General features: G+C 60.3%; 17 protein-coding genes and 1 other RNA gene. 4 read left to right on the top strand and 14 right to left on the bottom strand.

Translation table 11 applies throughout. The features are described from left to right. Positions 1–19: 19 nt before the first annotated feature. Genes H7H48_RS09835 through mraZ form a run of 4 tightly spaced genes read right to left on the bottom strand, consistent with a single transcriptional unit; the run spans position 20 to position 3601 of the window. On the bottom strand, positions 20–1741 hold the full coding sequence (locus H7H48_RS09835) for a penicillin-binding protein 2 (RefSeq protein WP_229449230.1): 1722 nt from the start codon (positions 1739–1741) through the stop codon (positions 20–22). Next, entirely contained in the window at positions 1741–2109 is a 369-nt protein-coding gene (locus H7H48_RS09830) for a hypothetical protein (RefSeq protein ID WP_229448880.1), read from the bottom strand. Before H7H48_RS09830 ends, H7H48_RS09835 begins: the two co-directional genes overlap by 1 nt. Before the next feature lie 8 nt (positions 2110–2117). Further along, on the bottom strand, positions 2118–3137 hold the full coding sequence (rsmH, locus tag H7H48_RS09825; RefSeq protein ID WP_229448879.1) for a 16S rRNA (cytosine(1402)-N(4))-methyltransferase RsmH: 1020 nt from the start codon (positions 3135–3137) through the stop codon (positions 2118–2120). After that, positions 3134–3601 carry a division/cell wall cluster transcriptional repressor MraZ gene (gene mraZ / locus H7H48_RS09820; RefSeq protein WP_229448878.1) on the bottom strand — a complete coding sequence of 156 codons (468 nt, stop codon included), beginning with the start codon at positions 3599–3601 and terminating at the stop codon, positions 3134–3136. Before mraZ ends, rsmH begins: the two co-directional genes overlap by 4 nt. A gap of 362 nt (positions 3602–3963) precedes the next feature. Between mraZ and H7H48_RS09815 the strand changes: the two genes are divergently transcribed. Then, a complete protein-coding gene (locus H7H48_RS09815) occupies positions 3964–5073 on the top strand; it encodes a cystathionine gamma-lyase (RefSeq protein WP_229448877.1) in 1110 nt (369 codons plus the stop codon). A 74-nt stretch (positions 5074–5147) separates the two neighbouring features. Here the strand turns inward: H7H48_RS09815 and rnpB are convergent. From rnpB to H7H48_RS09770, 9 genes are all read right to left on the bottom strand, one after another. After that, an RNA gene (rnpB, locus tag H7H48_RS09810) (RNase P RNA component class A) lies at positions 5148–5588 on the bottom strand. An 80-nt stretch (positions 5589–5668) separates the two neighbouring features. Beyond that, a complete protein-coding gene (locus tag H7H48_RS09805) occupies positions 5669–6358 on the bottom strand; it encodes a lytic transglycosylase domain-containing protein (RefSeq protein WP_229448876.1) in 690 nt (229 codons plus the stop codon). Positions 6359–6567: 209 nt separating this feature from the next. Then, entirely contained in the window at positions 6568–7335 is a 768-nt protein-coding gene (locus tag H7H48_RS09800) for an N-acetylmuramoyl-L-alanine amidase (protein WP_229448875.1), read from the bottom strand. Next, positions 7332–8042, bottom strand: coding sequence for a DnaJ family molecular chaperone (locus H7H48_RS09795; RefSeq protein WP_229448874.1), 711 nt, complete (start codon positions 8040–8042; stop codon positions 7332–7334). The genes H7H48_RS09800 and H7H48_RS09795 overlap by 4 nt, the downstream gene beginning before the upstream one ends. A 165-nt stretch (positions 8043–8207) precedes the next feature. Continuing rightward, entirely contained in the window at positions 8208–8393 is a 186-nt protein-coding gene (locus H7H48_RS09790) for a hypothetical protein (RefSeq protein WP_229448873.1), read from the bottom strand. Positions 8394–8522: 129 nt separating this feature from the next. After that, positions 8523–9047, bottom strand: a complete 525-nt coding sequence (locus H7H48_RS09785; protein WP_229448872.1) for a winged helix DNA-binding protein — start codon at positions 9045–9047, stop codon at positions 8523–8525. Next, entirely contained in the window at positions 9047–10351 is a 1305-nt protein-coding gene (locus H7H48_RS09780) for a TRAP transporter large permease (RefSeq protein WP_229448871.1), read from the bottom strand. Before H7H48_RS09780 ends, H7H48_RS09785 begins: the two co-directional genes overlap by 1 nt. Continuing rightward, positions 10351–10902, bottom strand: a complete 552-nt coding sequence (locus tag H7H48_RS09775) for a TRAP transporter small permease (protein ID WP_229448870.1) — start codon at positions 10900–10902, stop codon at positions 10351–10353. Before H7H48_RS09775 ends, H7H48_RS09780 begins: the two co-directional genes overlap by 1 nt. A gap of 99 nt (positions 10903–11001) precedes the next feature. Beyond that, positions 11002–11973: a TRAP transporter substrate-binding protein gene (locus tag H7H48_RS09770; RefSeq protein ID WP_229448869.1), complete on the bottom strand. Its 972-nt coding sequence runs from the start codon at positions 11971–11973 to the stop codon at positions 11002–11004. Positions 11974–12133: 160 nt separating this feature from the next. Between H7H48_RS09770 and H7H48_RS09765 the strand changes: the two genes are divergently transcribed. The 3 genes from H7H48_RS09765 to H7H48_RS09755 all read left to right on the top strand — a co-directional run bounded on the left by H7H48_RS09765 (position 12134) and on the right by H7H48_RS09755 (position 17814). Then, positions 12134–15760 (top strand): hydantoinase B/oxoprolinase family protein, encoded by a 3627-nt coding sequence (locus tag H7H48_RS09765; RefSeq protein WP_229448868.1) that lies wholly within the window; start codon positions 12134–12136, stop codon positions 15758–15760. 129 nt (positions 15761–15889) lie between these two features. Then, complete coding sequence (locus H7H48_RS09760; protein WP_229448867.1) at positions 15890–17134, top strand: DUF3419 family protein; 1245 nt, start codon at positions 15890–15892, stop codon at positions 17132–17134. 2 nt (positions 17135–17136) lie between these two features. After that, on the top strand, positions 17137–17814 hold the full coding sequence (locus H7H48_RS09755) for a class I SAM-dependent methyltransferase (protein WP_229448866.1): 678 nt from the start codon (positions 17137–17139) through the stop codon (positions 17812–17814). A 138-nt stretch (positions 17815–17952) separates the two neighbouring features. Here the strand turns inward: H7H48_RS09755 and H7H48_RS09750 are convergent, their stop codons facing one another. Continuing rightward, positions 17953–19350 (bottom strand): serine hydrolase, encoded by a 1398-nt coding sequence (locus tag H7H48_RS09750; protein ID WP_229448865.1) that lies wholly within the window; start codon positions 19348–19350, stop codon positions 17953–17955. Positions 19351–19469: the final 119 nt, after the last annotated feature.

Raw genomic sequence — 19469 nt, 5'->3', positions numbered from 1 at the left:
GCCGTCTCACTGCGCCGACTCACTGCTGCGAAATCAGCAAGGCATCACTTTCTTGACCGAATTCAGGCTTGACGCCAAGCAACGGCGCCGAACGGCGGATGATGTTGCGCACCATAGGCGCGGCGTTCAGACCCGCGGTCGCACCGATCCCGTCCCGCTCCGGCTTGGGTTCATCGACGAATACCAGCACGATATATTCGGGATCGTCGACCGGGAAACCGGCAATGAATGCGTTGAACCGAACATTCTTGGAGTAGCGGCCGTTGACGACCTTTTCAGCCGTGCCCGTTTTACCACCCACATAATAGCCTTCGACCTCAGCCCGCCGGCCGGAACCTTTTTCAGAGTTGAGGCGGAAGAGATACCGCATCTGGGCGCTTGTCTTGGGCGAGATCACCTGTTTTGCGATTTCGTCTGCCTCTGCCTCCGAGCGCGGCAGGAACGTTGGCGGAATAAGCTTGCCACCGTTCAGCATGGCCGCGGCCGCCACCGCGGTCTGCAGCGGTGTCGTGGCCACACCATGACCGTAGGAGATCGTGATCGAGTTGATCTTCTTCCACTCCTTGGGTTCCGTCGGCAAGGCAACTTCGGGCAATTCCGTGGACATCCGCCCCAGAAGACCGATCTTCTCAAGAAACGCTCTGTGCCCCTCGATACCAACCACATCGGCCATCTTTGCTGTGCCGATGTTGGAAGAGTAGATGAAAATCTCGGGCACGCTCAAGACGCGACGTTTGCCGTGAAAGTCGTTGATTGTGAAACCGCCGATGCGAATGGGGCGTGTCGCGTCGAAACTGTCATTGATGCTCACCAGGCCCGAATCGAGCCCCATCGCGGTCGTGAAGATCTTGAAGGTCGAGCCCATCTCGAACACGCCGGCCGACATGCGGTTCAACCGGTCCTTGTCGAGCGCGTTCACCGGATTGTTGGGATCGTAATCGGGCACGGATGCCATCCCCACCACTTCGCCGGTATTGGCGTTCAACACCACAGCACCGGCTGCAATCGCCTGATACCGGTCAAGTGCCTGAACCAGTTCATCGCGGATGATATGCTGTACACGCAGGTCGATCGACAACTTGACGGGCTCCAGATGCCCCTCCACCGCAAGCCCCGTGGCCTGCAGGTCTGCAAGGCCTTGGTCATCGACGAATTTCTCGATGCCCGCGATGCCTTTGTTGTCGATGTTCACGAGCCCGAGGATATGCGATGCGGTCGGTCCGCCCGGATAGAAACGCCGCTTTTCCGTGCGAAAACCAAGCCCTGGCACGCCCAGTGCCAGAATGTCCGCCTGCTGGCGCGGCGACAGCTGACGGCGCAGCCACACGAAGCCCGCATCGCTGTCGAGCCTCCGATAGGTCTGCTGATAGTTGAGATCGGGAAGAACGGTCGAAAGCTTTTCGATCGCCTCATCGATGTCCACGATCCGCCGTGGTTCAGCGAAAAGCGAAGCTGTCTTGATGTCGGTCGCGAGCACTTCACCATTGCGATCCACAAGATCGGGCCGTGAGGCGGTCACGCGCGCGGCGGGAACGCTTGGCTCGGGCTCATCCTGCAAGGCGAGATGAACCAGCCGCCCGCCGAGTGCCGCATAAATACCGAACATGACGGCCATCGCCATCACCACCCGGTTCTGGGCCCGCCCGCCGCGGGATTTGCCGGTTCCGTCCATCACGATGGTTGCGGCCCCTCGGCGAACAGCCGAGGAAGCCAGGTCGTCTGCATATCCGCTCGAGCTCATCATGGCTGCACCGCCCCGGTTGTCGTCTGATCCGCTTCGCCGCCGGCATCCGCCATGCCGCCGACGAGCCCTTCAATGGTCAAGGATTTTTCCGGAAGGTCGGAGAATTCGGCTATCTGAGGCGCCTCCACCGGCTGCAGTCCCAATTCGTCCTTATAGGTCTCGGCCAATCGCTGCAGGCGCGCTGGCTGGGTCAGAAGGCTCCAGTCGGCCTTGAGGAGATCGATCGAATCCTCCTCGAGCTCTGCCTGTCGCTCGATCTTGCGCAGCTCCTCATATTTGGCTTCGGCATCGTGCTTGGTCTTGTAGGTAAACGCTGCCGCCGCCATCATGACCGTGATCAGCACAATATCGCTCGTGCGAAACATCTTTGCCTCTACCTCTCACCAGCACGTGTCGGCTGCGGAAAGCGCGAAAGACCGACAATGTCGAAATCAACCTCTCCGGCTTGTGCCTCACTGCGCACCGCCAGTCTGAGCCGCGCCGAGCGCGCCCTGGGGTTTTGCTCCGTCTCTTCCCGTGTTGGCGCAACGGGCTTGGCCGGTTTGTGAAATGTGGGAGCGGCGTCATGCACCTCCGGCAGATGGCGGGAACCGCCCTGGCCACCGGCCCGCTCAACCATGAAGCGCTTCACGATCCGGTCTTCCAGAGAATGAAACGTGACCACCACCAGCCGCCCGCCGGGCTTCAAAGCCCGTTCGGCCGCAAAAAGCGCCCGCGCCAGTTCACCGAGCTCGTCATTGACGTAGATACGCAACCCTTGAAAGACGCGCGTTGCGGGATGAATTTTTTCCTGCGGTCGACGGCCAACGATTTTTTCGACGGCACGCGCCAGCTCCAGCGTTGTCTCGAAAGGTTTTTCGGCGCGCAGTCTCTCAAGACCACGCGCGATACGCCCTGCCTGACGCTCCTCGCCCAAAATTCCGAATATGCGCGCCAGATCGCCCGCCTTCATCGTGTTGACCACATCGGCCGCGCTCAAACCCGAGCGCTCCATGCGCATGTCGAGGGGGCCATCCTTCTGGAAGGAGAAACCGCGCACGGCCTGATCGATCTGCATGGAGGACACGCCGATGTCGAGCACAACACCGTCGACCTGGCCCTCAACCACCTCGTCGAGCCTGGAAAACCGGTTCTCCACCAGTCTGAGACGTCCAGCCCATCGCTCCACAAGTCCCTGACCTGCTTCGATGGCGGTCGGGTCGCGGTCGATTGCCGTGACCGATGCACCCTCTTCAAGCAGCGCGGTTGTGTAGCCGCCGGCACCGAACGTGCCGTCAATGAAATGCTGGCCGTCGAGAGGCCGAAGAGCGTCGAGAACTTCACGCAAAAGAACCGGAATGTGGCGGGCCGGTCCGCCACCGGCCGGGCTTTCGCCGCCGGGGCCCGCCATCATTCCGACTGTCCGGCAGTACGGGCCGATGTGGCCGCCTGCCGAAGCTTGAGAAGCCGTTCGCGCACCGCCTGCCCATGGGCTTTCAGCCGCTCCGGCTCCCAGATCTGAAAGAAATGCCCGCGCCCGACGAAGGCCACATCCTTCGTGATGCCGGTGTGCTCGCGAATGAAATCCGTCACGGTGATGCGCCCATCTTGATCCAGTTTCAGGAACGCGCCGTCGCCATGCACGAAAAACGACATATCGTCCGCAGTCTGCAGAAAAGGGTCCTCCTGCGCGATCCGCTCTTCGTAGCGGTCGAGCAGATCGAGACCGCCCACATCCATCGCAGGAATGTCGAGCGCTCGCAGCGCATAGAGTTCGGTAAAGCCACGTTTTTGAACGACGGAGCGAAAATGCGCCGGCACCGAGACCCGACCCTTGGAGTCGATCTTGTTTACTGCATTCGACAGAAACCGGTCCATGACGCGTTGTGGCCAAAAGGCCCATGCCCCTCTGCATCTCTTCAGCCGCGCTCAGCTGCGGCTCTCCGAACATTTGCCCGCCCCCCTGCAAGGGTGAATCCCAGCTTCCACGCCGCCCGGAAAAAGAGGCCGACATGGGAGGAACCCGTACTCCAACTGCAACGAAACGCTGATTTGTTATATGGGGTACCATGGGCCGATATGGGCGTCAACGGGATTAAGCTTCACAAATGCCGCAATGACAGGCGTTTTGGACATGCATCGGGCCATGGTCATTTATCGTGCATTAAGGCTAACAAAAGGTTAGGAAGAGCCTCGTGCCGTCCGGCCAGCATCCATCCAAATTCATCGTGAGGAGCCCAATGTCCGAAAGTCAGAATGCCCGTGCAGCAAGCCTCTCACACCTTCATTCGGGAAACCTTTCAAAAGGCGACCCGCTCTCTACACCGATCGTCATGAGCTCGGTGTTTCATCTGCCCGGCGACCCGGCGGGCGCGCGTCAGTATGGCCGGTTTGACAACCCCACCTGGGAGGCGGTGGAGGCAGCCTTCGCACATCTGGAGGATGCCGAAGCCATCGTCTTCCCATCGGGCATGGCGGCCATCTCGTCGGTTCTCCTGGCCCTGCTTTCAGCCGGCGATCGGATACTCCTGCCCTCGGACGGCTACTACACACCCCGAGTTCTTCTGGAAAAGCACCTCACCCGTCTTGGCATCAGCTACGACACCCGCCCGACCGCGTCATTCGCAGAAGGTGGTTTTGCCGGATACCGCATGGTGCTCATCGAGACGCCGTCCAATCCCGGCCTTGATCTGTGCGACATTCAATTGATCACGAAGGCTGCCCATGCTTCGGGCGCAATCGTTGTCGCCGACAACACCACCATGACGCCCTATGGCCAGCGGCCGCTGGATCTCGGCGTCGATCTTGTGCTTGCCGCCGACACCAAGGCCCCCAACGGACATTCCGACGTGCTTTTCGGACACGTCGCAGGCCGCGACGCAACGATGATCGAAACGATCCGCGAGTGGCGCAAACTTGCCGGTGTCATCCCCGGCCCCTTCGAAGCATGGCTGGTCCTGCGCGGGCTCGAAACGCTCGAAGTGCGCTTCGACCGCATGTGCTCATCCGCCGAGAGCATTGCAACACGTCTCGCAGATCATCCAGCGGTCCGGTCGGTGCGCTATCCTGGCCTGAAGAATGATCCCTCGCACGCCCTTGCCAAAACCCAGATGCTCCGTTTCGGTTCGCTCGTCGGACTGACGCTCGGCTCGAAAGAACAGGCAGAGCGCTTCATCGATGCCTGTCCGCTCATTGAGGCGACCACCTCGTTCGGCGGCGTTCACACCTCGGCCGAACGGCGCGCGCGATGGGGTGATGATGTGGCCGAAGGTTTCGTTCGTCTGTCGGTCGGATGCGAGCCGACAGACGCCCTCTGGCAGGCGATCGACGCTGCATTGAAAACGGCGTGAAACTGTTCGGAATTTTCTGAAAAGGAGCCGAAAATCCGTCGAATTCCGGAGAAATCGGCGAATTTCGGAAAATCGGTGCCAGCCGGTCTGTAAGCCGGGTTCTGTATGGCTGCAACGCCCGAAAACGATGCAACGTGACGGCCATTCCTCTGGGTCCGATGTTGCCATCGGCCTCAAGCAACCTACCCGAACGGCTGGGCCGGAAACGCCCTGAGGGTCGCCCCTCGCGCCATTCCTATTCGGTCTTGCTCCCGGTGGGGTTTACCATGCCGTCTTCGTTACCGTCGACGCGGTGGGCTCTTACCCCACCCTTTCACCCTGACCCCGCCAGTTTTTCGGTTCTCGGCAAATAGCTGAAAAACAACCGAAAAACAGGCGGGGCGGTCTGCTTTCTGTGGCACTTTCCCTGGGGTTGCCCCCGCCGGATGTTATCCGGCACCGTTTTTCCGTGGAGCCCGGACTTTCCTCGCAAACAGCCTTTCGGCTCTCGTTCGCGCGGCCGTCCGACCGGCTGGCAGGACGTATAAAGGGTTTCGTGCGACAAAACGCAACTCAAAACGCATGCGTTTGCACACGAAACCCCGTATTCCCGAACTTAGTGTCCGAGAATGCGCTTCACCTTCGAGCAATAACGCGAAGAGATCGGGTTCATGCGCTTTGCGCCATGGCCTGCATTGTATTTCAGAATCGTCCCGCAGGTCGTGCCTCCACCAAGCTTGTGCGCCTTGGCGAGATACTTCATGCCATACTTGATGTTGGTGTCGGGATTGTAGAGCCCCTTGGCCGAACCGCGGTAACCCATCATGCGTGCCGTGGCCGGCTTGATCTGCATGAGGCCAATTTCGCCTGCCGCTCCCCGTGCATTGGCCCGGTAGTTGCTCTCAACCCGGACCACCGCATTCGCCAGGGAAACCGGCACCCCGTAAGCCGAAGCGTATTGAGCGATGATCGTCTGATAGGAACCGCCCTTCCCGCTTGAACGGACGGTCGTCTTCACCGTGGTTTTCTTCCTGCTCGACTTTGAAGCGGTCTTCTTGGTGGCTTTCGCCGGCTTGACGGACGCGGTGGTGGTCATATCGACCTTGCTCGCCTGGGAACCATTTCCGCCGCGAAGAATTGTCCGAAGCAGATTAGGAGCATCTTCGCCTTTGGTGGTTTTCTCAGCACTCTTCTTGGCGGAATGCAGAGCAATTTCCTGTGCGTAGTTGGTCTTCTCGCCAGCGTTGGACAAAGACGTTGCAGCGCCGACAGCGATCGCTGCCGCGAGTAAGGTTTTGATTTTCATTTCGACCCGTAACTCTGAGCCGCGGCATTCGCGCGGCGGTTTTGCTTTTTCAAGAGGCCGGGACAAGGGTCCCACGACCTCAACACGGGCGGTGTTTTGCAGGCGAAGGGGAAACAAAAAAGGCGCTTCAATTCAATAAATATGAATCGATGTAATTTTGCGCCAATCTTGGGAGTGAGTGATCGTCAGGGAGAAGAATCAATCACAGATCAATTATACAACAATTCCCGCAGAATTATGCATGTTGTCGCATCAGCCAGACCACTAACCTCTAAAGGTCTGAAATGTCTTTGAAATTCCCGGACAACAGTTTGGGTTTTTTCGTCATAAACACCGCTGACATCGATGTTATAGCCATAGCGTTTCAACAATCTCTGCAGCGCCTCAACGGCTGGCCCGTCGTCCTCCGGGCCGAGGACACGTCCGCCTGAAACAGACACTGTTGCGACAAAATGGCCAAGTCCTGCTTCCGCCAGGCGCTTCCATGGGAAACGTTCCCCTGGATCTACCTTTCGGCCAGGGGCAATGTCGGAGTGAGCAAGAACGCGTTTTGGTGGAATACCGTGACGCCGACAGATATCGCGCCCAAGTCTCAAAACCGCTTCGATTTGGGCCTCCGGGAATTCCGGTAACCCCATGGGATGCCCCGCATTCGCAATTTCGATGCCGATGGACCAGGAATTCACATCATCGCGGCCCTGCCAGGTGCCCCGGCCTGCATGCCATGCGCGGTCCGCCTCACGGACCATCTGCACGATGCGTCCATCTTCATGAACGAGGTAATGACTTGAAACCTCGCTCTCTGACGCACAAAGCCAGTCCTGCGCGCTCTGGCCGGTCTCCATTCCAGTGTAGTGAAGGATAAGAGCATCGGGAGTGCAGCCATTCCGCCGCTCGCCAAAATTGGGAGATGGACAAACCTCTGCGCCTTGGAAATCCGGCTCAAATGAGGCAGCTTTCAGGACGTCCACACTCAAGCGCGCACCTGCACTTTCTCGATGCTCTCATAGGCGGCATTGATCGCGGCAAGACGAGTGTTGGCGATGGCCAGAAATTCTTCGGGAACCCCACGCGCGATCAGCCTGTCTGGGTGGTTCTCGGCGACCAGCTTGCGATAATGACGCTTGATGTCCTCGAACGGTGCATCCTGATCAACGCCCAGAACCAGATAGGGATTGCCATCTCCCTTAATGGCGTGACGTGACAGAATTTGCTCGAAATGATCTTCGCCAATATCAAAGATCTCTGCGACGCGCTGCAAAAACGCCGTCTCCCGCTCGTGAATCACACCATCGGCCTTTGCGATATGGAAGAGCGCATCAAGAATGTCTTCGAGGACCATGCAATTGGGTCCGCCATATCCGCATAGATTGGCCATTTGATGCGCATAGGCTTCAAAGCCGGCCACGTCCTGCTGAGCGAGGCTGTATAGACGCGCAACATTGGCCTGTTCATTGCGCGGAACCGAGAAAATCTCGTGAAACGCCCGCACCTCGTCCTGCGTGACGACACCATCTGCCTTAGCCATTTTCGCCGACAGAGCAATGATGGCGATCGAAAAGGCAACACGCCGACGCAGTTGCGGGTCGCCTTCGAAAACCGTGCGGATGGCCTCGACCATCGCCGACAGCGCATTGCCCGGCGCGCGCGTGATAAAGTCTGTTATCCGATCCCAAAACGTCATGTCGGTTTTGTAACCGCAAACGCTTTGGATTTCGAGGCGCAGTTTGGCGCAAGCAAAAACCGGACGGCACCTTTTGCGCCATCCGGTCTTTGGTCTCAGGCACTCAATACGCAGCCTGACGGGTCATACCTTTATTGGCCTTTGATGGCCTTTATTGGCTGGCCCTTACTGACTGGTCGTATCCTGATCCTGCATCGGCTCAGCTTCCGGCGCTGCAGCCGGCGGATCCATCGGGGTCGCATCCTGCTGCTCGGGCTCGATGCTCTGGGTGGTCGTGTTGTCGCCTTCGCTGCAGGCAGCAAGTCCAAGAAGGGCAAGGCCCGAAACGGTGGCGGCTAGAAACTTTTTCATATCCACTCTCCATACAAAGCGCATCTCAAAAGCGCGTCGCCGCGCTCACAAGAGGGAAATGCGCGCGCCGGCACGGAGTTTCGTCACGTTGAGTGACTGTCGGTAACGATGCGGGATCAGAAGAGAGGGCTAAAGACTGGTCGCGCTGCGCGCAGCCTGATCGTACTGGCCAGAAAGTGCGTGCATAACCGCTGCGATGCCAGAAAGCGCCTCCTCATCGAGTTTGAGCCGCTTTGTGCTGGCAACAAGCAGAGCCTCGCGAACCTCATGATAGCGCTCGCAAGCCGCAGCGCCCTCCGCCGTGGCCTTGACGGTCTTCTCCTTGCCTCTGCGCCCAGTCTTGACCAGGCCGAGCGCAGCAAGTTTCTTGATAGCATAGGAAGCGACGTGCACATCCTCGATGTTGAACATCATGCACAATTCCGAAAGCGTCTTCTCCCGGTTCCGATGATTGACCGCGTGCAGGATTTGCACGGCGGTGGGCTGCAGTCCCGGAACACCTGCAGCCGCCATGCAGCGTACCATCCAGCGCTCGAAGGAATGGTTCATCACGGTCATCGCAAATTCGATCTCCGACAATGCCGGCATGGCACCGGCGGCCAGATGGGCAGCAGAGACCACCGGACCGACTTTCTTTTCCGCGTTCGACATCATCACCTCGCGAGCATGGTTTGCGGCAGCCACAGCGCCAGTTGCGGGAACATGATGATCAGCACCACGGCAACGATCATCATGAGGAAGAACGGCAGTGTCATGCCGGCGACCTTCAGAATGTTGTGGCCGGTCAGCCCCTGAATGACGAACAGGTTGAAACCCACCGGCGGTGTGATCTGGCTCATCTCGACCACGATGACGAGATAGATGCCGAACCAGATGATGTCGAGCCCCGCAGCCTCCACCATGGGCAAAATGACGGAGGCGGTCAGCACGACGATCGAAATGCCATCCAGAAAACAGCCGAGAACGATGAAGAACAATGTCAGCGCCGCGAGCAGCGCATAGGGCGAATATCCCTGTTCTGCGATGAACTGCGCCAGCGCCCGGGGAATGCCCGTATAGCCCATAGCCACCGTCAACACCGATGCTCCAGCCAGAATGAGCACGATCATGCAGGAGGTACGTGAAGCGTTGCGCAACGCATCAGCAAACGTCACACGATTGAGCGTGCCGGTGAACCAAGAGAGCGCCAGCGCAAGCACCACTCCCACGACTGCCGCCTCCGTGGGAGAAGCAAAGCCCCCATAAATGGAACCGATAACCCCGGCGATGAGTGCAAGGATCGGAAAAAGGCGACGGGTCTGCCAGATGCGCTGAAGATAGGGCACGCGTGCATCGGCTTCGGGCATGCGCCTGCGATTGATCAGAGACCAGACTGCCGTATAGCCCATGAAGAGCGCTGCGAGCATCAGGCCGGGAATAACCCCGGCGATGAAAAGTCGCGCGATCGACTGCTCGGTGGCCGCACCGTAGACGATCAGAATGATCGAGGGAGGAATAAGCAGGCCGAGCGTGCCTGAACCAGCGAGCGAGCCGATGGCCATGCGCTCGTCGTAGCCACGCTTTCTGAGTTCCGGGAGAGACATGCGCCCAATGGTGGCCGTGGTGGCGGCGGACGAACCCGACACAGCGGCGAAAATGGCACAGCCAAGAATGTTGACGTGCAGAAGCCGTCCCGGCAGACGCCGCATCCACGGCGCCAGCCCGGCGAACATGTCTTCTGCGAGCCGCGTGCGAAAGAGAATCTCCCCCATCCAGATAAACATCGGGAGAGCGGCAAGGTCCCAGGAGTTGATGGAACCCCATACCGTGGTGGCCATCACCGCGCCGGGCGGCACCGGCACCATGAAGAAGATGGCGGCAAGACCGGCAATCATGAGCGCCAACGCGACCCACAGTCCTGCCGCCAGCAAAACGAGGAGCAGGCCGCCGAGTGTGAGGGAAATGGTCAGAAGATCCATCACACCTCCTCCGCCGCGCCATCTTCATTTGCCAGATAGGATGGAGGCCTCCCGGCGAGAGCCGCAAAGAGGTCGTCCAGAAGGGCAAGGGTGAAAACACCAACCCCGAGCGCCATGACCGCCTGTGGGATCCAGAGCGGAACGGCGATAATGCCATAGGACAGTTCGTTGAAACGGTAGCTGTCGAAGGCGAGCTTTGACGCATAGTAAAAGAAGAATCCCGACAGCGCGGCACCTATGACGAGCACGAATACCTCGGCCATTTGCCGCATCCGGTCGGGCATGGCTGTCAATCCCAACGTCACGCGGATCTGCGCACCGCCGCGAAGCGAGCCGGCGAGCGCCATGAACGAGGCTCCCACCAGCAGAAAGCCAGCGATCTCCGCCAGCGACGGAACAAGAAATCCGAAGGGTGGCAGACCGAAAAGGCCCATCACAGTGTCGATGACACGTCCGAGCACTTGCGCAAACACCATAAGAGCGATCACGCCGAGAGCAGCCATGGCCAGCCATTCGGCCGCGCCATAGAGCCCGTTTAATGTCTTTCTCATTGTCGTCGTCTCCGCTCCGACGGTCAGATTGCGGTTGCACGCGGCAACGCGTCTACAGGCAACGAAATGTTCCGTCGCCTGCAGCGCCTGTCAAAGCGATCAGTTCTTGTAGGCGTCCAGGACGGCCTTGCCTTCGTCGCCGGCCTTTTCGGCCCATTCCGCCGACATCTCAGCACCGATCGCTGCCAGCCCTTCCTTGAGCTCAGCGCTGGGCGCCGTCACGGTGATGCCGTTGTCTTTCAGGACCTGCGTCTTCTCCATCGTTTCCTTGACGGAAGCCTCCCAGCCACGGGTCTCCGCGGTAGCGGCCGCCTCGAGCACGGCTGCCTGCTGATCCTCCGGCAGGGCATCGAATGCTGCCTTGTTCACGAAGACCATATTGCGCGGCAGCCACGCCTGCGCATCGGAGTAGTGAGAGAGGAAATCCCAGACCTTGGAGTTTGCGCCTGTCGACGGTGAGGTGATCATGGCTTCAACACGCCCCGTGGCAAAGGCTGTGGGCAAATCGGGCACCTCGACCTGTGTGGGCAATGCCCCGGCAAGCTGGGCGAGCCGTTCGGTCGCCGCATTGTAGGCACGCATCTTCAGGCCCTTGAGGTCGTCAACCGAGGAAATTTCCTTTTTGGTGTAGATGCCCTGCGGCGGCCAGGGCACAGAGAAAAGCAGCTGAAGCCCCTGCTCCTGAAGCTTTGCGGCAAGCTGGTCCTTCGACGCATCATAAAGCTTCTTCGCGTCGTCATAGCTGGTGGCCAGGAAGGGGATGGAATCCACTTCATAGATCGGATCTTCGTTGGAAAGACGCGAGCCGAGGATCTCACCGATCTGGGCAAGCCCCTGACGCACGGAATTCTTGATGTCCGGATGCTTGAAGAGTGAACCGTTTGAATGAACGGTGATTTCGAGCCCGCCATTGGTGGCGGTTTTCACATCGTCGGCAAACTGAACGATGTTCTGAGTGTGGAAATTGGTGTCGCCATAAGGCACCGGCATATCCCACTTGGTCTGCGCCGATGCGGATGTGGCAAAGCCGAGCGCAGCTGCGGCCAAAGCGAACTTGACGGAATGATGCATGTTTGATCTCCCATTTCTATAATGCAACGGAGGCGTTCCCTCACCTTCTTCGCTGCGACTTGGGCAGCGTGGCACATCCAGATAATATGTCAATAAATTATTGACGTTTTATCCGAGACATGGTTCTCCTTCCGGCAAGGATAATGCGAAGGAACCGATGATGACAGCAGGCAAATGGGATTTTTGGATCGACCGCGGCGGCACGTTCACCGACGTTATCGGCCGCGCCCCCGATGGCGGGCTCTTTGCCCGCAAGCTGCTTTCTGAAAACCCGGAAGCCTATGCCGATGCGGGCATTCAGGGCATACGCGATCATCTGGGCGTCAAAAAGGGCGAGCCCATGCCCTCGCATCTGATCGGCGACGTGAAGATGGGGACGACCGTGGCGACCAATGCGCTTCTGGAGCGCAAGGGCGACCGCGTGGCGCTTCTCATCACCAAAGGTTTTCGCGATGCGCTGAAGATCGCCTACCAGGCGCGGCCCGACATCTTCGCCAAGGAGATCATTCTTCCCGAACAGCTCTATGAGCGCGTGATCGAGGTGCCGGAGCGCCGACGCGTGGACGGCACGGTGGAAACGGAACTCGACCTTGGAGCCGTGAAGGGCGAGATCGAGGCGGCCAAGGCCGACGGCATCGATGCGGTGGCCATCGTCTTCATGCATGCGTGGAAATATCCCGAGCATGAGAAAGCGGCGGCAAGTCTTTGCCGCGATTCCGGTTTTTCGCAGGTCTCTGTCAGCCACGAGACCTCACCACTCATCAAGCTGGTTGGGCGCGGCGACACGACGGTGGTGGATGCCTATCTGTCGCCGATCCTGTCACGCTATGTGAGCCGCGTGGCGGCAGAACTGGGCGTCGATGAGAACGGCCAGGGCCCCAGCCTCAAATTCATGATGTCGTCGGGCGGTCTGACCGCAGCCGACAAGTTTCAGGGCAAGGATGCGATCCTCTCCGGTCCTGCCGGCGGCGTGGTCGGCATGGTGGAGACCGCGCGGCTTGCCGGCTTCGACAAGGTGATCGGCTTCGACATGGGCGGCACTTCGACGGATGTCGCCCATTATGACGGAGAATATGAACGCGCCTTCGACACGGAAGTGGCGGGCGTGCGCATTCGCGCGCCGATGATGCGCATACACACCGTGGCCGCCGGCGGCGGCTCGGTGCTGCATTTCGAGGACAACCGGCTCAAGGTCGGTCCGGATTCGGCTGGTGCCAATCCCGGCCCCGCCTGCTACCGCCGTGGCGGGCCACTCGCCGTGACCGATGCCAATGTGATGCTCGGAAAATTGCAGCCCGACTTCTTCCCGGCCATTTTCGGCCCCGAGCAGAACCAACCGCTCGATGTCGACGCCGTGCGCGCGCGTTTCACCGCGCTTGCCGAAAAGCTCGGCGACGGGCGCCCTCCGGAAGCCGTGGCCGAAGGTTTTGTCACCATTGCCGTGGAAAACATGGCCAATGCGGTGAAGAAGATTTCCGTACAGCGCGGCTATGACGTGACGGGCTACCTCCTGAACTGTTTTGGCGGCGCAGGCGGCCAGCATGCCTGTCTCGTGGCCGACGCGCTTGGCATGGAAGCCGTGCTCATCCATCCGATGTCGGGCCTGCTTTCAGCCTATGGCATCGGGCTGGCGACCGTCTTTGCCTCGCGCCAGCAGGCGCTGATGCAGCCATTCTCAAAAAGCGCGCTGGAGGCCATCGACGCGCTTTCGGCGTCGCTGCGCGAAGAAGTGCGCGCCGAACTGGCCGATCAGGGCATCACCGGCGACAAGGTGGTCTGGGCCACAAAGCTGGAAATCCGCTACGAGGGCACCGACACCACGCTGCCCATTGCCTTCGACGGAACGCTTGAGACTGCCAAAGCCGCCTTCGAGGCGGCGCACAAGGCGCAGTTCGGCTTCGTCTATGACGACAAGCCGATGGTGGTGGAGGCCGTCAGCGTCGAGGGACTGGACGCTGGCGACGGACGACCGGTGGAGCAGGAGCAGGCGACCACCGAAGCGATGCCACAGCCTGGCGAAACGCGTCCCATCTTCTGCGATGGCGCATGGCATGATGCCGGCGTCTTCCGGCGTGAAGCCCTGTCGCGCGGTGCAAAAATCAACGGGCCTGCCCTCATCATCGAGGCCAACCAGACGGTTGTCGTGGAGCCCGGCTGGCAGGCCGAGATCACAGCACTCGATCATATCCTCATGCGGCGCGTGGAGAAAAAGGCCCGCATGGCAGCCCTTGGCACAGAAGCCGACCCGGTGATGCTCGAGGTCTTCAACAACCTGTTCATGTCGATCGCCGAACAGATGGGCGTGACGCTGCAAAACACCGCCTATTCGGTGAACATCAAGGAGCGGCTCGACTTCTCCTGCGCGGTGTTCGACCAGAATGGCGCGCTGGTGGCAAACGCCCCGCACATGCCGGTGCATCTGGGCTCCATGGACCGTTCGGTTGAAACAATCATCCGGCTGAACAACGGCAATATCCGCCCCGGCGACGTGTTCGCGCTGAACGCGCCCTATAATGGCGGCACGCATTTGCCCGACATCACGGTGGTCACGCCCGTGTTTGATGATCGCGGCGAAACCATCCTGTTCTACACCGCCTCGCGCGGCCACCATGCCGATGTTGGCGGCACCGCCCCCGGCTCCATGACACCGCTGGCGACCACGGTGGACGAGGAAGGCGTTCTGTTCGACAATTTCAAGCTCGTCGATGGCGGGCGGTTCCGCGAACAGGACCTGCACACGCTTTTGACCGACCACCCCTACCCCGCACGCAATCCGCACCAGAACATCGCCGATCTGAAGGCGCAGATCGCCGCCAATGAAAAGGGCGTGGCGGAACTGCGCAAGATGATCGACCAGTTCGGTCTGGACGTGGTGCAGGCCTATATGGGCCATGTGCAGGACAATGCGGCAGAAGCCGTGCGCCGCGTGCTCGAACGCCTGCCGGACGCATCGGAATATGAATATCCGACCGATACCGGCCAGGTGATCAAGGTGAAGATCACCGTCGACCGTGAAAAGCGCGAGGCGACCGTCGATTTCACCGGCACATCGGATGTTCAAAAGAACAATTTCAACGCGCCCGAACCGGTGACCCGCGCGGCGGTGCTCTATGCCTTCCGCGTGATGGTGGAAGGGCAGATCCCGATGAATGCGGGCTGCCTCAGGCCGATCAACATCGTGATCCCGGAAGGCTGCATGCTGCGCCCCTCCTATCCGGCGGCTGTCGTGGCCGGCAATGTGGAGACGTCCCAGCACGTCACCAATGCGCTGTTCGGCGCGATGAAGGCCATCGCCAACAGCCAGGGCACGATGAACAATCTGACCTTCGGCAATGAAGAATATCAGTATTACGAAACAATCTGCTCCGGCTCTCCGGCTGGCCGCATGAATGACGGACGCGGCTTTGACGGCGCGTCGGGCGTGCATGTCCACATGACCAATTCGCGCCTGACGGACCCGGAAATCCTTGAACTGCGCTTCCCGGTTCTGCTCGAGGACTTCCATATCCGCGAAGGCTCTGGCGGCAAGGGCAAGTGGAATGCGGGCGACGGCACGCGCCGCACCATTCGCTTCCTCGAAACCATGGAATGCGCCATTCTCTCCTCTCACCGCACCCTGCCGCCACGCGGCGTAGAGGGCGGCGGAGACGGAGAAATGGGCAAGACCGAGGTGCGCCGCCGTGATGGCCACGTCGAAACGCTCAAGGGCTGCGACCAGACAGTCATCGAGGCCGGTGAAGCGGTGATCGTGACCACGCCCACCGCCGGTGGGTTCGGAAAGGCGTAAAGCGCTCGGCACTGCGGGCGGGGAATATTCCCCGCCTTTAACAGCCCCGTCACACTCGGTCATTCAGCGTTCACGCGCCTGTCATGGAAGCGCAGTAGCCCCTCAATAAAAGATTGAGGGGAGAGACCCATGACAGATCTTTCAGCCGGCACCGGCCTTTCCACCCGCCGCCATCTCGGCAAGGCGGTCTATCAGAACAGGGCCACCACGCGCGCCGGCCTTTCCGAACGCCTCTTCGCCCTTCTTTTCTCGGGCCTCGTCTATCCGCAGATCTGGGAAGACCCGGACGTGGACATCGCGGCGATGGAACTCGATGAGAGCCATCGCGTCGTCACCATCGCGTCGGGCGGCTGCAATGTGCTGGCCTATCTCACCCGCCAGCCGGCGAAGATCGACGCCGTGGACCTGAACGCCGCGCATGTGGCGCTCAACCGGCTGAAGCTCGCAGCCTTCAAGACATTGCCAAACCATGGCGACCTCCTCCGGTTTTTCGGCGCCACCAACCAGCGCTCCAACAAACAGGCCTATGAACGTTTCATCGCGCCCGCACTCGATGCCCAGTCACGCCGGCATTGGGAAAAACGTGGACCGCTCGGGCGCCGCCGGATCGATGCATTCAGCAAGAATTTCTATCGCAAAGGCCTACTCGGCTTCTTCATCGCCACGGGCCACACGGTCGCAAAACTTTATGGCGTGAACCCTGCCGACATCATGAAATCACGTTCTATGCGCGACCAGCGCCTTTTCTTCGATGAGCAATTGCGGCCCCTCTTCGAGCGGAAATTGGTCCGCTGGGCGACGTCACGCAAAGCCTCCCTGTTCGGCCTGGGTATTCCGCCCGCACAGTACGATTCACTCATCACCGCCGGCAACGGCAGCATGGCAGACGTGCTCTCGAGCCGCCTTGAAAAACTCGCCTGCCATTTTCCACTCAAGGAAAACTATTTCGCCTGGCAGGCTTTTGCACGCCACTACCCCGCACAGGACGAGGCCGCCCTGCCCGCCTATCTGGAACGCCGCAACTTCGAGACAATCCGCGCAGCAGCAGGCAATGTGACCGTGCATCACGCCAACCTGATGGATGTGCTGGGTAAAAAGCCGGCACAGAGCGTGGACCGCTATGTGTTGCTCGACGCCCAGGACTGGATGAACGATGATCAGCTTAACGCGCTGTGGAGCGAGATAACCCGCACGGCAGCGCCCGGCGCGCGCGTCATTTTCCGCACAGCCGCAGCACCGAGCCTGCTGCCGGGCCGCGTACACGACCACATTCTGAACCAGTGGCACTATGAGAAAATCCGCTCGCGCGAACTTTCAGCCAATGATCGCTCGGCGATCTATGGCGGCTTCCACCTCTATGTGAAGGCGGCCTGAGAATGGCCATGCCGCAGGCCGCAGGCCACGCCAGCCTGATGGACGCCGTCTATCGCCGCCAGCGCCATATCTATGATCTGACGCGCAAATATTATCTGCTTGGGCGCGACGGGCTGATCGGCGGGCTGAACGTGCCGGAAGACGGCGCGGTACTGGAGCTGGGCTGTGGAACGGGGCGCAATCTGGCGCTCGTGTCCGACCATTATCCGAGCGCGCGGCTCTTCGGCCTCGACATCTCGCAGGAGATGCTGTCGACCGCGAGGCGGCGCATGGAGCGCGAGGGCATTGATGCCCAACTGGCCAAGGCCGATGCATCGTCTTTCCATGCCGAAGCGCTGTTCGGGCAAACCCGGTTCGACCGGGTTTTCATTTCCTATTCGCTGTCGATGATCCCGCCATGGCGCGAGACCATTGCAGCCGGCCTCGACTGCGTCGCGCCGGGTGGCTCGCTGCACATCGTGGATTTCGGCCGGCAGGAGCGGCTGCCCGGCTGGTTCCGCGCAGGACTGCGGCGCTGGCTTGCAGCCTTCCACGTGACACCGCGTGATTCACTGCGTGAAGCACTGGAATCGGAATGCGAGAAACGGGGCGCAAGCCTGCGTTTCGACTCGTTTTTTCGCGGTTACGCCGTGCAGGCGATTGTGGAACTGCCTGTGGTGGACGAGATACTGTTGCAGTGACGTGGTGCGTGGTTCGACAAGCTCACCATGAGGGAAGTGGAGCTTCGCGGTGAAGACCGGTTCCACGCCCTTGCTCACCAGTTGTGCAGCCAATCCCATCCCTCATGGTGAGCTTGTCGAACCACGCACAACTTCACCCTACTCCATCTTCCCCGGAAGTTTCGCCAGAGCCTCGATCAGCGCCTGTGGCTTGTAGCCGAGGCGTGAGGGTGTGAGGCCCATGCGCACAACCACCATGCGCAGCGAGGGGATGACCGTGATGGTCTGACCGTCATGGCCGAGCATCCAGAATGCATCAGAAGGCAGGTCGAAACCCTCGTCTTCCGGTACACCGCGCGGTGTGTTGGCGCGCGGGCCGTGCAGCCAGACATGACGGCCATATTCGCCGCCCGAAGCCTCGGTGGGGGTGCGCATCCACCGCACCCAGCCTTCGGGCAGAATGCGCTCGCCCTTCCACACACCATCCTGAAGGAGAAGCTGGCCGAACTTCGCCCAGTCACGCGCAGATGCAAAAAGGTTTGAGGACCCGACATAAGTGCCACGCGTATCGGTCTCGAAGACAGCGCTGTCCATGCCGAGCGGACCGAACAGGGCCTCATAGGGCCAGGCCAGCGCATCCTGGGGCGCGCTGAACGTGTCTTGCCACACACGCGACAGGAGAACACTCGTGCCGCTCGAATAGTTGAAAACCTCGCCGACCGGGCTTTCAAGCTTCTGGTCAGCCGCGAAGGCCGGCATGTCCGAGGCGAGATAGAGCATGCGCGTGACATCGCTCACATCGCCGTAATCCTCGTTGAAGTAGAGACCGCTCTCCATGGCGAGAAGATCGGCAACGGTGATCTGCGATCGTTCGTCATCCGCCCATTCAGGGAACAGATTGCTGTCCTCGACCGACAGGCGGCCAGCCTTGAGGCGGGTGCCGATGAGGGCGGCGGTAACGGTTTTGGTCATGGACCAGCCGATCAGGGGCTGCGTGTAATGGGCGACATCCTCGCCAAAGCGCTCGCCAATGATGCGGCCATCCTGCACGACGACCACGGCGCGCATGCCGGGGCCGGTGAGCGCGGGATCATCAAGCAGTTTGGCCACCAGCTCATGCCCCTTTACGTCGATGCGCGGGCCATCCGGCCACAGATCCGTCCCCTGAGGCGAAGGCTCCTGCCTGTCGAAACGGGCGCCCAGTGCCGCGTCCACATCGCCATCGGGCACGGCGGCGCAGCCGGTCGCACCGCGATAGACGGCAAGCCCCCCGCCAAAAACACCGAAGAGGCCGGTGTGAACCGTGGCATCGGACGGCTCGACCCGTACGCGCATGAGCTTCAGGAGCGGGTGCCCCGGCGCCTGAACATCCTGCTCAAGCACGGTCTGCGGGTCGCGGCCCGCTACAAAGACATTCGAGCAGATAATTTTGGCCGCGTAATTGGAACCAACGCGGATAAGAGCGGGGGGAGCAAGATACAGCCACAAAGCCCCCCCGATGAGCACGATCAAAATGAGGCTGAGGAGCCACTTGAGAAGCCTGAACATCAGCCACATTCGCACTTCCAGTTCTTGATTTCGTCTCGCTGCCGGGCCTGTCGTGGTGACTGGGCTGTCATCTTCGCCTATTCCTGTGAGCGACGCTCAATTTCGCTGATTCGCATCCGGGGGAGTCT

This window comes from Nitratireductor sp. B36 (genome assembly GCF_020833685.1).
In the GTDB taxonomy this organism is placed as follows: domain Bacteria; phylum Pseudomonadota; class Alphaproteobacteria; order Rhizobiales; family Rhizobiaceae; genus Nitratireductor.
The sequence above is the reverse complement of the archived record's forward strand: the minus strand, read 5'-3'. Positions and strand labels throughout refer to the sequence as shown.